Source organism: Paenibacillus sp. 37, from assembly GCF_008386395.1.
Classification (GTDB): Bacteria; Bacillota; Bacilli; order Paenibacillales; family Paenibacillaceae; genus Paenibacillus; species Paenibacillus amylolyticus_B.
The window spans coordinates 5,528,730-5,543,467 of sequence record NZ_CP043761.1 but is presented as its reverse complement, the minus strand read 5'-3'; the positions used below and the strand labels follow the sequence as shown (position 1 = coordinate 5,543,467).

The following is a 14,738-nucleotide window of genomic DNA, read 5'->3' as shown; positions in this document are numbered from 1 at the left end:
GGTTCCATTTGGTATAGAAAGGACACGGAACAGATCAGAATGGGCATAGAGCAATTACTCGAGAAGGCCGGGGCATATATCAAAGAACCCGATCTGGTGCGCATACGAGAAGCTTACGAATTTGCTGATCATGCCCACCATGGACAGACGCGAAAATCGGGAGAACCGTATATTCTGCATCCGCTTGCGGTTGCCGACATTGTTGTGAACATGCAGATGGACACCATCTCCATAATAGCAGCGCTTCTTCATGATGTAGTAGAGGATACTACGGTCTCACTTGAAGAGATCCGCAATCATTTCGGCAATACGTGTGCCATGCTTGTTGACGGCTTGACGAAGCTGGAACGTATTAAGTTCCGCTCCAAGGAAGAACAGCAGAACGAGAACTACCGCAAAATGTTCATCGCCATGGCGCAGGACATCCGTGTCATCGTGATCAAATTAGCTGACCGTCTGCATAATATGCGGACACTCAAGTTTCAGTCGGAAGAAAGCCAGCGCCGAATTTCATATGAGACGCTGGAAATTTTCTGTCCGATTGCGAACCGTCTGGGGATCTCTGCGATCAAATGGGAAATGGAGGACATCGCCCTCCGTTATTTGAATCCGCAGCAATATTACCGTATTGCGAACCTGATGCACAAAAAGCGTGCCGAACGTGAGCAATATATTGATACGGTTATGGACGGAATTACGAACAAACTCGATGAGATGGGCATTCAGGCAGACCTTTCGGGCCGCCCGAAACATATCTACAGCGTGTTCAAGAAAATGACCACCAAAAACAAGCAGTTTAACGAAATTTATGATCTGCTTGCCATTCGTATTATTGTGGATAATATCAAGGATTGTTATGCTACCCTGGGAATTATACACACCTTATGGAAACCGATGCCTGGACGTTTTAAAGACTATATTGCGATGCCAAAGGCGAATATGTACCAATCGCTGCATACAACCGTAGTTGGTCCCAATGGCGAACCAACGGAAGTACAGATCCGGACATGGGATATGCACCGGACTGCTGAATTTGGTATCGCTGCTCACTGGGCATATAAGGAAGGCGCAGCGGCAGGTCCGCAATTCGAAGATAAAATTACGTTCTTCCGCGAAATTCTTGAACTCCAAAATGAAGCACAGGACGCGTCAGAATTCGTAGAATCGCTCAAAATGGATTTCTTCTCGGATCTGGTATTTGTATTTACGCCAAAAGGAGAAGTCATTGAATTGCCGATCGGCTCTGTTCCTTTGGATTTTGCTTATCGAATTCATACGGAGGTTGGTAATCGGACCATTGGTGCCAAAGTAAACGGTCGGATTGTTCCGCTTGATTATCATCTGAAGACAGGTGATATCATCGAAATTTTGACGTCCAAACATTCTTACGGACCGAGCCAGGACTGGATGAAAATTGCGAAATCTTCTCATGCACGAGCGAAGATCAAGCAATGGTTCAAGAAGGAACGCCGTGAAGAAAACGTTGAAAAAGGTCGGGAAAGCTGTGAGCGTGAACTGAAACGTATGGGGCTTGATCCTTCTGCGTGGATGACGGATGACAAGTTGATGGAAGCTGCCAAAAAATATGCATTTAATGATATTGAGGACATGCTTGCGGCTGTTGGATTCGGTGGGATTACTGCTGCACAGATTGTAACCAAAGCAACCGAAAAACTGCGTAAAGAGCAGGAAGAATCCAGTTTGCTGGAATTAAATTCTGAGATGCGCGAGCTGAAACCTGCGCCTGAGCGCAGAAATCGACCAACCAACGGTATTCGTGTCAAAGGCATCGATAATCTGCTTGTTCGATTCGCACGATGCTGTAATCCTGTACCTGGAGATGACATTATCGGATACGTTACACGTGGACGCGGCGTTTCCGTACACCGTAGTGACTGTCCGAATATTCCTACAAGTGCAGACGGTGAAGAAGCAGCACGTGTTATAGAGGTCGAGTGGGAAGAGAATATCGAAGCAAGTTACAGTGTGGATATTGAGATTACAGGCCATGATCGGAATGGCTTGCTCAATGAGGTACTTCAGGCTGTATCTGAAAGTAAAACCAATATATCTGCCGTTACAGGACGGACAGATAAAAATAAATTAGCATTGGTGCACGTCACAATTCTGATTCGTAATACGGATCATCTGCAATCCGTTGTAGAACGGATCAAACGTGTGAAAGATGTCTATTCAGTGCATCGGATTATGCAGTAAGGAGCCTGTAAGATGAGGGTGCTTGTACAACGCTGTAAAGAGGCTCAGGTGACTGTGGGAGACGAGCTGACAGGTAAGATCGAATCCGGATTAATGCTGCTCGTAGGCATTACCCATGAGGACACCGAGAAGGATGCCCAGTATCTGGCTGACAAAGTTAGTGGGTTGCGGATATTTGAGGATGATCAGGAGAAGATGAATCTCAGCCTGCTTGATGTAGGCGGTGCTGTATTGTCTGTTTCCCAGTTTACCCTGTACGGAGATTGTCGCAAAGGAAAGCGCCCGAGCTTTGCGGCTGCGGCCCGACCTGAAGCGGCAGAACTGTTATATGAAACCTTTAATCAACTGCTACGGGATAAAGGTATTCAGGTGGAAACCGGGCGTTTCGGAGCGATGATGGATGTAACATTTACCAACTGGGGACCCGTGACTTTGATGCTTGAAAGTCCGGTTCGTCAGGAACTACGTGCATAATTTCATAGGGTTCAGGCCATAATGAGGGATAATTCGTTGATGACTATTTCATGATCAAAGGAGCATCCATCCAATTATGCGCCAATCTGCGAAAGAAACACGTACCCGTTCAGAACCTCTGTTACTCCCTGGCAACCTGTATGAATCATTGCACCTTGCCCGTTCGGCTGCTGAGTATGTTGCAACGATCTGGGCACTTCAGGATTCGGACAAAGGGAAGCAGAGTCATCTTCCGCGATCTTGAATGTTTACACAGGTATATAATTATCCGATATTTGGATTATACAGATTCTGAAAAAGTCCTGATTCCTTACCGAATCAGGACTTTTTGTCATGAGATGATCTTTTTAAATGTTCGTTTGATGACTTCGTTACAAAATGAAATTACATTGAATTGTTATAAATTGCTCTGGTGAGGGTAATAACAAAACGAGGCACAACGAAGTGCCAATGTACTGCAAGACCCGATTCATAAAGAAAGTTCGAACACGGAAAGGAGAACATACATTATGAGTAAAGTTGCTTTTTTATTGGCGAATGACTTTGAAGATTCGGAGATGCAGGTTCCGTATGACGAAGTAAAAAAAGCTGGACATGAAGTGGAGATTATCGGTTTAAAAGCCGGTGAGACCCTTAAAGGTAAAGGAGGAAAGGCCTCCTATACGACAGATAAGGCGATTGGTGATGCATCCGCTTCAGATTATGATGCAGTCGTGATTCCTGGTGGATCATCCCCTGAGAATTTGCGAACTGATGCGCACATCTTGAAGTTTGTCACCGAGATCAACAGTGCGAAGAAACCAATCGCAGCGATATGTCATGGCCCGCAAATTTTGGCTAGTGCCGGTCTGTTGAAAGGCCGCACCATTACATCCTATCCACCACTTAAGGATGACATGGTAAACGCAGGAGCAGAGTTCAAGGATCATGAGGCCGTTGTGGATGGAAACTATATTACATCCCGAACACCTGAAGATGAGCCAGCGTTTGTACGTGAACTGCTAAAAGTAATATAACTTCAGCTAGTGAAACTGACATATATTGATGTATCTTAACTACGTTACATCGTGACGTTTACAAACTTCACGTTGCATTTCATTCCGAAAAAGGAGGGTTTGACATGACAAAACATATTCAGGCGTATTTTCGAACCGAGGACGAGGCAGAGGGAGCAAGAACTTCACTTCAGACGTTCCGTACAGAGCATTTGGAAGTAGGTCAACTTGATAGTGCGATAGGTAGAGACACGCGTGTTATGGTGCCACTGGTGCCTTATAATACAGCAGGTGGCGTAGGTACCAACGGAGCAATGGGTGTAGGTGCAGCCCCTGGTGTTCCAGCCAGCGAAAATGTGATCCCTGTGGTAGCCAATGTGGACCGTGATGCAGAACGGGATACTCGTGACAGAGTGAATGAGGATGGAGACCTGCTGCAAGCGGCGGATGTTTCTTCGGCCGATTATGATGATCTGCATTATGTTCTGTCTGCCAAAGTAAGGGATGAGGATTATGACGAGATTGTTCATAAGCTTCGTTCCAACCATGCCTATGTGGAAGATTTGAATTAACGTGTAGATACTTCATGGCCCTTGCACTGCTCGACCACACAGTCGAGTGATGTGCAAGGGCTTTTTAATCAGGAGGATATTAAAAAGTTTAATTTATAAAGCGCTATCATTTTTGTAATATTACTGTAATATTAGATACATAAGCCTTTAACATAGTGGGCTTATAATAACACACATGACCCCCTTTTTTTATATATCCTTTGAGCCTGCACACCGTGTGCAGGCTATTTTTTTTGAGCTGAGAATGTGTATGTTTTGGGCAGAGCTTACCCCTTTATTCAATTTTTGCTAGAATAGAGAGATGGGTTTATATATTCTACAGCGAATTGTTTTCATAGTTGGGTTACATTGGACGGTAAATTTAGCTCCAGCGATTGGGTTCAGGCGAATCCAATCCTATGACAGTGAGTATGAGGAACTCATCGCCAGAGTGATCCGTCATATTCCAGATGAACACATACTCGCTGAAACGGCCCCACCTTTTTTAGATAAGTACGGGGCAGCCGTTTCTGCTTGATCGATGGAATTTGAAAGTTATATAGAATGCCTCGTTAGAGAAATGACACCTACAATGCTAAAGCAACAGAGTTCTCATGCGAATGGCTAGAGACAGATTTAAGGGGGAATTAGTTTTGAGTAAGGTTGGAAGAAATGATTTATGCCCATGCGGTAGTGGGAAAAAATATAAGAAATGTTGTCTCAACAAGGAGTCCTCTGCAGTAGAATCCATACTGGGGATAATATCAACGGAGCAACCGGTTCGGGAAGCTTCTATTCAGCCTGAGAGCAAACTGACCTTGACCAAGCTGAAAAAGATGGTGGCAAGCGATTTGAAATGGGAGCATCCGGCTCACGAACAGCTGGCCCTGCAGACTATTGAGAACATGAGGAAACAATACGAGCCAGAGGTGATTTTGGAAGCTCTGGTGTTATGGAACGGCTACTCCCGTCAGACCCGTCCTACTGTGAAGAAGACAGGCTCGTTCTCTGCTGCAATTGAGTATTTGCTGTCCGAGGAATACGGCTTCAATGTCTCAAAGGCTGAGCTGGCTGATAAATATGAGGTAACGACAGGCACGATCTCCCGGAAGGTTAAGGAGATGAGTAGTTACATCGAAGAATACGGCATGGGCGGGGAAACGGACGAGCTATTGATGCTGAACGGTCCAGGCACATCGAAAGACAAAGCACAGGCTCTGCTGTCTAAGGCAAGGGAAGCGAGCTCTTCCAAACGGAGAGTACATATGGCGGAAACAGCGCTGGAGATGTATCCTGACAGTTCTGATGCGTATCTCATTCTAGCTGAGGAATCGGAAGATGAGCAAGATGCACGATCTTACCTCAAGGAAGGAATCGCTGCTGGCAAACGTGAACTGGGCGAACTGTTCTTTGAGGAGAACAAAGGGGACTTCTGGGGGCTTCATGAGACTCGTCCCTATATCCGGATATGCAAAAGTTATGCCGAATCCTGCTGGTTTGGCGGAGATACGAAAGAAGCAGCACAAGTCCTGGAGCATATTCTAGAGCTTAATACGGAAGACAATACCGGAGCACGTTACTTGCTCGTTGCTGTGTATTTGTACAGTAATCAATTGGATCAGGCAGAGCAATTGCTGGAGGAGTATGGAAGAGGTGACGCCGCAGCGGCCTTTGCCTATGACAAGATTATTCTGGAGTATAAGAAAAACGGAATCACCTCCCAGCTCAAAATGCTGTACCGTGTGGCGCGGGGTGTGAACAAACATGTGCCTGATTACCTGTTGGGTTTGAAGCGGTTGCCGCATAACCTCCCTGATTTTGTCGGGATGGGCGACTCCGACGAAGCGATTGAATATGTCATTATGCATTCCCGTTTATGGGCGAGCGCGCCGGATCTGTTGAAGTGGATGCTGCAACAATAGAGGAATAAGAAGCGAATAGAAGTTGGAATTCATATGATGAATCCAGCTTCTACTAGCCATATTTTCTGTGGACTCCTCATACCATGCTGCGTGTGAGTAAAATTTTTTAGAGCTATCTTTTCGTGTTAACCCTTGACTTTAGCACTGCGGTTCATTACAATCAGAAAATAATACGTTGACTATAGTCAATACAAGTCGATTTTTGAACTATATTACTGATTTGATGACGGGACCAAGTACTCCGTGCCCACATGACCAGAGAGGAATCCCCAGGCTGTAAGGATTCTCTTGATGAGCGGACGAATGACTTCCCCGAGAACAGACGGCGAACATAACAGACATGATCTGTTGACCAGTAGCCGGCCTGCGCAGGACGTGCGTTACACGTAGAGCGGAATATCTGCTTGATTACAGTGCCCTAGGCGATGTTGAATCACCAGAGATCACCTGGACGGCTAAAGTGTCAGGTTTCCGGAATGTGGGTGGTACCACGGGTGAATGTATATTACACAATCTCTCGTCCCTTTGTTTGCTGTATACACAGCGACAGGGCGAGGGATTTTTTTGTTATATAAGTTGATTCTAACATTTATACCATAACGGAGATTGTAGAACCAATCTGTAGAAGCGGAGCGTTCGCCTTTATCCCCGGATTTTCACATTGAAAAAAATTAATTCAAAAAATCTGGGGATAACAGCGATCAAAAGATGGTACTACAGTCGGAGAGTCCAGGTGTAACATTTCTGGATTAACTTTTACAGAAAAAAATCAATGCTGGAGGGATCAAGATGGCTTTTCAAAAACCGACTGGAACGCAGGACTTACTGCCTGGAGTTGTCGAGAAATGGCAGTACGTAGAAGAAAAAGCACGAGATCTGTGTCGACGGTTTAATTACCGTGAGATTCGTACACCGATCTTCGAACAGACTTCTTTATTTGTACGAGGTGTAGGAGAGACTACCGATATCGTTGAGAAAGAAATGTATACCTTTGATGACAAAGGCAATCGCAGCATGACTCTTCGTCCAGAGGGAACAGCCGGTGTTGTCCGTGCGTATGTAGAGAATAAAATCTACGGCGAACCGGATGTGAGCAAGTTGTATTACATCGGTCCGATGTTCCGGTATGAGCGTCCGCAGGCAGGCCGTCAGCGTCAGTTCCACCAGTTTGGTGTAGAAGCCATCGGTGCACTGGACCCGGCGATTGATGCCGAAGTCATCGCACTGGGCTACCAGTTGTGTGTTGAGCTCGGCTTGAAGGATGTTAAAGTGGAGATCAACTCCGTTGGTAACTCGACTAGCCGTGCAGAATACCGCGAGACATTACTTGGGTTCCTCAGACCGATGAAAGACAGCCTGTGCAAGGACTGTCAGTCCCGCATGGAGCGTAATCCGCTGCGTGTACTCGACTGTAAAGTCGATCAGGACAAATTCGTAGGGGCACCGTCCATATTGGATAGCCTGGATGAAGAGTCTTTGAATCACTTTGCCAAGCTACAGGCATACCTGGATGATTTCGGAGTAGATTATGCTGTGAACAATCGTCTGGTACGGGGCTTGGATTATTACACGCTGACTGCGTTTGAATTAAAAGCCCAAGGGATTGGAGCAATTGATACGGTTGGCGGCGGTGGCCGGTACAATGGTCTCGTTGGAGATATCGGCGGACCTGATCAGCCGGGCATCGGCTTCGGTATTGGTCTGGAGCGTATTCAACTGATTCTGGAGCACCAAAACATTGAGGTGACTACGCTCGCTCCACTGGATGTGTACTTTGTTGCTCTGGGAGAGGCCGCTGATCGTGAAGTGAACCGACTGTTGTTCAAACTTCGCCAGTCTGGACTGTCTGGTGAACGTGATTATCTGGGTCGCAAGATGAAAGCACAGATGAAGTCAGCTGACCGTTTCAAATCCCGCTATACCGCCATCCTTGGTGATGACGAGCTAGAGCGTGGTGAGATCGCCCTCAAGTCGATGGATACGGGTGAGCAACAAACCGTGAAGCTTGATGATCTGGTAGCGGCAATTCGCGAAGGTAAATAAGCACGAAGTGTTACATTAAGTCTTAAACATTCAAGTTAAACAATTGATCCGGCAAAATTACTGAGGTTCACCGACGATTCCAATTAAGCGGAAGTTGGCGGGCCAGAGGTAACATGCCTTTTTGAATACATGGTCTACACGTAACCGGACTGTTGAAGAGCAGGTAATAATTGCCCATACAGAACGGAAATTCACATAATGAGGAGTTTGGTTATGAAAAGAAGTCATCATTGCGGCGCATTAACACCCGCACACATCGGTGAAACAGTAACATTGAACGGTTGGGTTCAAACCCGCCGTGACTTGGGGGGCGTACTTTTCATCGATCTGCGTGATCGTAGCGGAATTGTACAAGTTGTCTTTAACCCGGCTTATTCCGGTGAAGCTTTGCAAATCGCAGATCGCGTACGTAGCGAGTATGTTATCGCTGTAACGGGTAAAGTTGTTAAACGTGATGCAGAAACAGTTAACAAAAACCTGCCTACTGGCGAAATTGAAGTTCAAATCACAGAAATCGAAGTGCTCAATGCAGCCAAAACACCTCCATTCTTCATTGAAGATGGTGTTGAAGTTGATGAATCCCTTCGTTTGAAATATCGTTACCTGGACCTGCGTCGTCCGGAAATGTTCGAAACATTGAAACTGCGTTCCAAAGCATCCAAAGTGTTCCGTGACTACCTGGATGGAGAAGAGTTCGTTGAAGTGGAAACACCAATCCTGACCAAGAGCTCCCCGGAAGGTGCGCGTGATTATCTCGTACCGAGCCGTGTGCATGAAGGTGAATTCTTCGCCTTGCCACAATCCCCACAAATCTACAAACAATTGCTGATGGTGGGTGGCGTTGAGCGTTATTATCAGATCGCTCGTTGTTTCCGGGATGAGGATCTGCGTGCAGACCGTCAACCAGAATTCACTCAAGTCGACATCGAGACTTCTTTCCTGCAACAGGATGACCTGCTGCCAATGATGGAAGAACTGATGGCCAAATTGCTGCGTGAAACAAAAGGTATTGAGCTGGAACTGCCTTTCCAACGGATTACGTATGCAGATGCAATGGGTAAATATGGTTCAGACAAACCAGATCTGCGCTTCGGTATGGAACTGGTTGAAATGAACGATATTGTAGCCAACAGTGGTGTGAAAGTGTTTGCTTCCGTCATCGAAAAAGGTGGAGAAGTGAAAGTGCTGAACGCTAAAGGCTGTGGCACGTGGAGTCGTAAAGAGATCGATGATCTCGGACCATTTGCTGCACGTTACGGTGCGAAAGGTCTGGCTTGGATTCAAGTAAAAGACGGCGAGTTCAAAGGGCCAATCGTGAAGTTCTTCACGCCTGAAGAAATCGAAGCTGTTAAAGAACATACAGGTGCTGAGGATGGCGACTTGTTGCTCTTCTCTGCTGACACGAAAAAAGTGGTTGCTGACGTGCTGGGTGCATTGCGTCTGAAAATCGGCCGTCAACTCGGACTGATCGATGACAGCAAATTCAAATTCGCTTGGGTTGTGGACTTCCCACTCCTCGGATATGATGAAGATGCAAAACGTTATGTGGCAGAACACCATCCGTTCACACGTCCAAAAGACGAAGATGTACATCTGTTCGACACAGATCCGGGTGCTATTCGTGCCCAAGCCTATGACCTTGTTCTCAATGGTTATGAAGTAGGTGGCGGTTCGATGCGTATCTACAAACGTGACGTTCAGGAGAAAATGTTTGCTGCCCTGGGACTCTCTACAGAAGTAGCAAATGAGAAATTCGGCTACCTGCTGGAAGCATTTGAATATGGAACACCACCACATGGCGGAATTGCCTTTGGTCTTGACCGTTTGGTGATGTTGCTGGCGGGCCGCACAAATCTGCGTGAAACGATTGCCTTCCCGAAAACGGCAAGTGCAACGGATCTGCTGATGAATGCACCTTCCGAAGTGGATGACTCGCAATTGGAACAACTTCATATCCGCGTAGCCCGTAAACCGGTAGCGGAAAAGAAATAAAGGAGGCATCGATTCTCAATGCTCCATCAATTTTCAAGAACAGAACTTGCGATCGGACCTGAAGGTCTGGACGCATTGAAAAATAGTACAGTCGCTGTGCTCGGTATTGGCGGCGTAGGTGGTATTGCTGTAGAAGCTCTTGCCCGTAGCGGTGTGGGACGAATCATCCTGATTGACAAAGACGTCGTGGATATCACCAACATCAACCGCCAGATTCATGCGCTGACCACGACAGTGGGACAGAAAAAAGCGGACCTGATGGTGGAACGTGTGAAACTGATCAATCCGGAATGTGATGCCATTGCATTGAATATGTTTTACACGGAAGAAACGTATGAGGAACTGTTCAAATATGAACTGGATTATGTGCTGGATGCATCCGACACGATTATCTACAAAATCCATCTCATTAAAGAGTGCCTGAAACGTAAAATTCCGATGATTTCCAGCATGGGTGCGGCGAATAAAATGGATCCAACGAAATTCCAAGTTGCGGATATTTCGAAAACGACCATGGACCCGATTGCCCGTGTTGTGCGGACTACACTTCGTAAAGATGGCATTAAAAAAGGTGTGAAAGTGGTTTTCTCGACTGAAAAGCCGATGAAACCGCGTGAGGACGTAACACAGAAAATCGTTCCCGAGAATGCTCCAGAAATTCGTAAGGCCAAACAGCCACCTGCGAGTAATTCATTTGTGCCTCCGGTAGCCGGACTGATTATGGTCAGTGTTGCGATTAAGGATTTGTTAGAAATTGCAGAGAACAAGCAGCAGTAACTTGCTGCAAACGGAAGAAGCGTGGATGCCGATAAGGCATCCACGCTTTTTTGTGTAGGTTATACTTCGCAATACGGAGCGGATGGGACGTCAATCGTCTATGATAGCCGAACTGTATTCCTAGATAAATGTCAGAGTTACGTCATGTACTTCAACGTCAAAACCGTGTATGATATTCACTGCTGCGCGAAATGATGATACATACATAATGAATTTGCGGCCATATAAGCTGAATAAGATTTACACAAGAACGAAGAGGACAGAAGAAACCTGAAGAAGCAGAGCGCTCGCCTAAAAGCTTTCTGAAAGAAAGCTACATCGGAAGCATACGCTATCACCGGATTCGTACATTTAAAAAATTTAAACAAAAAATCTGGGGATAACAGCGATCGGAAGGTTGTTCTGTCCGCGTAGTGGTAGAGTGTAAATACTCAGTTATTCAGCCTATATAGAGAGAGGGGAATAGAACGAAATGAAACACGGATGGATGGCCAGACGTCTTGGCATGGAGCCAGGAGACCAGTGGAAAAAGGAAGTTGTGGCGGGAGCCATTTCCTATTTTGCCGTGGTCTATATCGTTATGGTCAATGCTACAATTCTTTCCGATGCCGGGATGCCTTTGCAGGCAGCTATGGTTGGAACCCTGCTGACGTCCATTGCAGGCTGTTTGCTCATGGCATTTGGCGGAAAATCACCGATTATCGTGGTACCCGGAATGGGGATAAATGCATTTTTCACGTATACACTTGTACATTCCATGAAATTAAGCTGGCAAGAAGCGCTGGCCGTTGTAACCGTTACAGGTATACTGTTTGCCATTGTTGCGTTTACGTCACTATACAAAATGATCAGCGAAGCGATCCCGAAAAATCTGCAGCATGGCATTACGGTCGGGATTGGTTTGTTTCTGACATTTATCGGTTTGCAAAAAAGTGGAATCGTTATCGCGCACCAGACCACATTTGTCGCGATTGGGCATTTCAATGATCCGAATGTCATTACAGCCTGCGTTACGCTGGTGATTGCCTTGATTTTATTTATACGTAACGTACAGGGTGGACTTCTCATCAGTATTCTGGTCGGGACAGGCCTTGCCTATGTACTTGGAGCAGTGAACCCGGGTGAATCCGTATCAGCGATGGATGCGCTGCGTCAATACGGTGGATTGTTTGGCGAATTGTCTCTAATGAAGCTGGCTGATGTCGCGTTCTGGATCGCGGTATTTTTGCTACTGCTAATTGTGGTGTTCGAAAATATCGGATTAATTACCGCTCAGACACAGATGATTGGTCGTCCAGAGCGGTTCAAAGGAAGTCTGCGCGCACTATCCATTAGTACCGTATTGGCAGGCGTATTCGGAAGTAGTCCTCCAGTTGCTGCAGCCGAGACTACAGCCGGAATTGCGGCAGGCGGTCGCACAGGTTTGACTCCACTCGTTACAGCCGTGTTATTCGGGGCTACTTTTTTCTTCATCCCGTTGCTCGGTTACATTCCGGACAGTGCAATTGCACCCATCTTGATCATTATTGGTGGCCTGATGGTGCAAGGTGTGAAAGATATGGATTTTGGTGACTTTACAGAGGCATTCCCAGCATTTCTGATCATGGTCATGATTCCATTTACATATAGCATCGTGGACGGTATGGCGTTTGGATTTATTGCCTATCCATTAGCGAAGCTGGCAGCAGGTCAAGGTAAACAGGTACCTGTGGTCATGTATGGCATTTCCATCCTCTTTTTAGCCAATTTTGTGTTACATGGTATCTTGTAAAGCTGTGTTAAACAACAAAAGGCAACGTCATGTAAATTCGTACGTATGATCTCTGGTGAGCAGATGGAGAACGGGAGGAACGGAAATGGAAGAGCAGCAACAAACAGGGCAGAATGAACCGAAGGTAGGAAAAAAGGGATTTAAGGATTTCGTCAAGCTTATCGCTTCCACGAATCCGCCAAAATTGATTTTGATTCTTGCCCTCATCTTAACCCTGATTCAAACAACAGCCGGACTGATCGTGCCATTGATGACCAAAGGTCTGATTGATGGACTTACCACTTCGGCATTGAACAAATCTGTGATTTTGTTATTGCTTGGGGCATTTGTGATTCAGGCGATTGCCTCAGGTATTAGCATTTATATGTTAAATTACGCAGGACAACGCGTGGTCGCAACGCTACGCACTAAGCTGTGGAACAAGGTCTTGTCGCTGAGAATGCCGTATTTCGACCGAAATCGGACAGGCGATACGATGAGCCGGATTACCAATGATACAAGCCAGATCATGACGTTGATAGCAGATTATCTGGTGTCTTTTGTATCCAACATCGTTGCTGTTGTGGGTGGCGTGGCATTACTATTTTACTTGGATTGGGTGATGTCGCTCATTATTCTGAGTCTGGTGCCACTTACGCTGTTGATTCTGTTGCCGGTCGGGAAGAAAATGTACAAGATCTCCAAGAAGCAGCAGGACGAGATGGCAGGTCTTACGTCCGTGCTCAGTCAGGTTATTGGCGAGATTCGCTTGGTCAAAGCCTACGGCACGGAGAAACAGGAAGTGGAAGCAGGGGATTCCCGGATTCGTAAAATGTTCGCTTTTGGTTTGCAGGAAGCACGTATCCTCGCTCTCATCGGTCCCTTGTTTACATTTGTCATGACTGCCGTGTTGGTCGTTATTCTGGGTGTGGGGGGAATGCGCGTAGCGTCTGGCATGCTGTCACCGGGTGAACTGGTCGCGTTCATATTGCTGTTGTTCCAGGTCATTATGCCAATGGGACAATTCACGACGTTATACTCCCGTTTACAGAAAGTTGTAGGTGCAACAGAGCGCATACAAGCGATCCTTGCCGATGAGGAAGAGCCACATCACAGCACCAAGGTAGCTCCAAAAGGAAATGAGACGATTGCATTCCATGATGTACACTTTTCCTATGTCACAGGTGAGGAAGTGCTGCACGGAATCAATCTGACGGTACCTACACAAAAAGTGACAGCGATTGTCGGCCCAAGCGGTAGTGGCAAATCAACACTGTTCTCCTTGATGGAGCAGTTTTATATGCCCGATTCAGGCCACATTTCGTATGGGGGACAAGCCATAACGGAGTATTCCTTATCCTCCTGGCGTAGCAAGATTGGGTATGTATCTCAGGAAAGTCCACTTATGGCGGGTACGATTAAAGACAACATCACGTACGGATTAGGTCGTGAGGCCACGATGGATGAGATCCGGCGAGCTGCTGAGATGGCCTATTCTGCCGATTTTATCGACAAGCTGCCACAGGGTTATGACACGGAAGTGGGCGAGAGAGGAATTAAGCTATCCGGGGGCCAACGTCAGCGGATTGCTATTGCTCGTGCCTTACTGCGCAGTCCGGATATTCTCATGTTGGATGAAGCAACATCCAGTCTGGACAGCACCTCGGAGTATGAAGTACAACAGGCTTTGTCCAACCTGATGGAAGGCAGAACCACGATCGTGATCGCGCACCGATTGTCCACAGTGGTGGATTCCGATCAGATTGTTGTATTGGAGCATGGGCATGTTACCGGAACAGGAACTCATACGGAATTAATTAGCAATCATCCGGTATACCGTGAATTAGCTCAAAAACAGTTTGTGGCACAGGAAGGACAAGATTGAAATCAGAACCAAATTGATTACTATGTCAAAAGATAAGATTCAAATATAGTTCAACTTAAGACCGTTGTTCATTCGTTCAGTATGAGCGTGAGCAACGGTTTTCGTTTATGAGATCACCAGGTTGCTGTAGCT

General features: G+C 46.4%; 11 protein-coding genes. All 11 read left to right on the top strand.

Going from position 1 to position 14,738, the window contains the following annotated elements; all coding sequences use genetic code 11:
* The first annotated feature begins 39 nt into the window (after positions 1-39).
* On the top strand, positions 40-2,217 hold the full coding sequence (locus F0220_RS23690; RefSeq protein WP_105601831.1) for a RelA/SpoT family protein: 2,178 nt from the start codon (positions 40-42) through the stop codon (positions 2,215-2,217).
* Positions 2,218-2,229: 12 nt separating this feature from the next.
* Complete coding sequence (gene dtd, locus F0220_RS23685; RefSeq protein WP_091020464.1) at positions 2,230-2,691, top strand: D-aminoacyl-tRNA deacylase; 462 nt, start codon at positions 2,230-2,232, stop codon at positions 2,689-2,691.
* A gap of 76 nt (positions 2,692-2,767) precedes the next feature.
* A complete protein-coding gene (locus F0220_RS32610; RefSeq protein ID WP_017686784.1) occupies positions 2,768-2,935 on the top strand; it encodes a hypothetical protein in 168 nt (55 codons plus the stop codon).
* Between the two features lie 265 nt (positions 2,936-3,200).
* Positions 3,201-3,707, top strand: coding sequence for a type 1 glutamine amidotransferase domain-containing protein (locus tag F0220_RS23680; RefSeq protein ID WP_105601829.1), 507 nt, complete (start codon positions 3,201-3,203; stop codon positions 3,705-3,707).
* A gap of 104 nt (positions 3,708-3,811) precedes the next feature.
* Complete coding sequence (locus F0220_RS23675) at positions 3,812-4,258, top strand: hypothetical protein (protein ID WP_091020461.1); 447 nt, start codon at positions 3,812-3,814, stop codon at positions 4,256-4,258.
* Positions 4,259-4,890: 632 nt separating this feature from the next.
* On the top strand, positions 4,891-6,159 hold the full coding sequence (locus tag F0220_RS23670) for an SEC-C metal-binding domain-containing protein (protein ID WP_105601827.1): 1,269 nt from the start codon (positions 4,891-4,893) through the stop codon (positions 6,157-6,159).
* Between the two features lie 789 nt (positions 6,160-6,948).
* On the top strand, positions 6,949-8,202 hold the full coding sequence (gene hisS, locus F0220_RS23665) for a histidine--tRNA ligase (protein ID WP_017686789.1): 1,254 nt from the start codon (positions 6,949-6,951) through the stop codon (positions 8,200-8,202).
* A gap of 213 nt (positions 8,203-8,415) precedes the next feature.
* Positions 8,416-10,194 (top strand): aspartate--tRNA ligase, encoded by a 1,779-nt coding sequence (aspS, locus tag F0220_RS23660; RefSeq protein ID WP_105601826.1) that lies wholly within the window; start codon positions 8,416-8,418, stop codon positions 10,192-10,194.
* 18 nt (positions 10,195-10,212) lie between these two features.
* Positions 10,213-10,971 carry a tRNA threonylcarbamoyladenosine dehydratase gene (locus tag F0220_RS23655; RefSeq protein WP_091020457.1) on the top strand — a complete coding sequence of 253 codons (759 nt, stop codon included), beginning with the start codon at positions 10,213-10,215 and terminating at the stop codon, positions 10,969-10,971.
* Between the two features lie 472 nt (positions 10,972-11,443).
* The gene (locus F0220_RS23650) at positions 11,444-12,742 is read left to right on the top strand and encodes an NCS2 family permease (protein WP_105601824.1); all 1,299 of its coding nucleotides are present in this window, start codon (positions 11,444-11,446) and stop codon (positions 12,740-12,742) included.
* Positions 12,743-12,827: 85 nt separating this feature from the next.
* Positions 12,828-14,606 (top strand): ABC transporter ATP-binding protein, encoded by a 1,779-nt coding sequence (locus tag F0220_RS23645; RefSeq protein ID WP_105601822.1) that lies wholly within the window; start codon positions 12,828-12,830, stop codon positions 14,604-14,606.
* Positions 14,607-14,738: the final 132 nt, after the last annotated feature.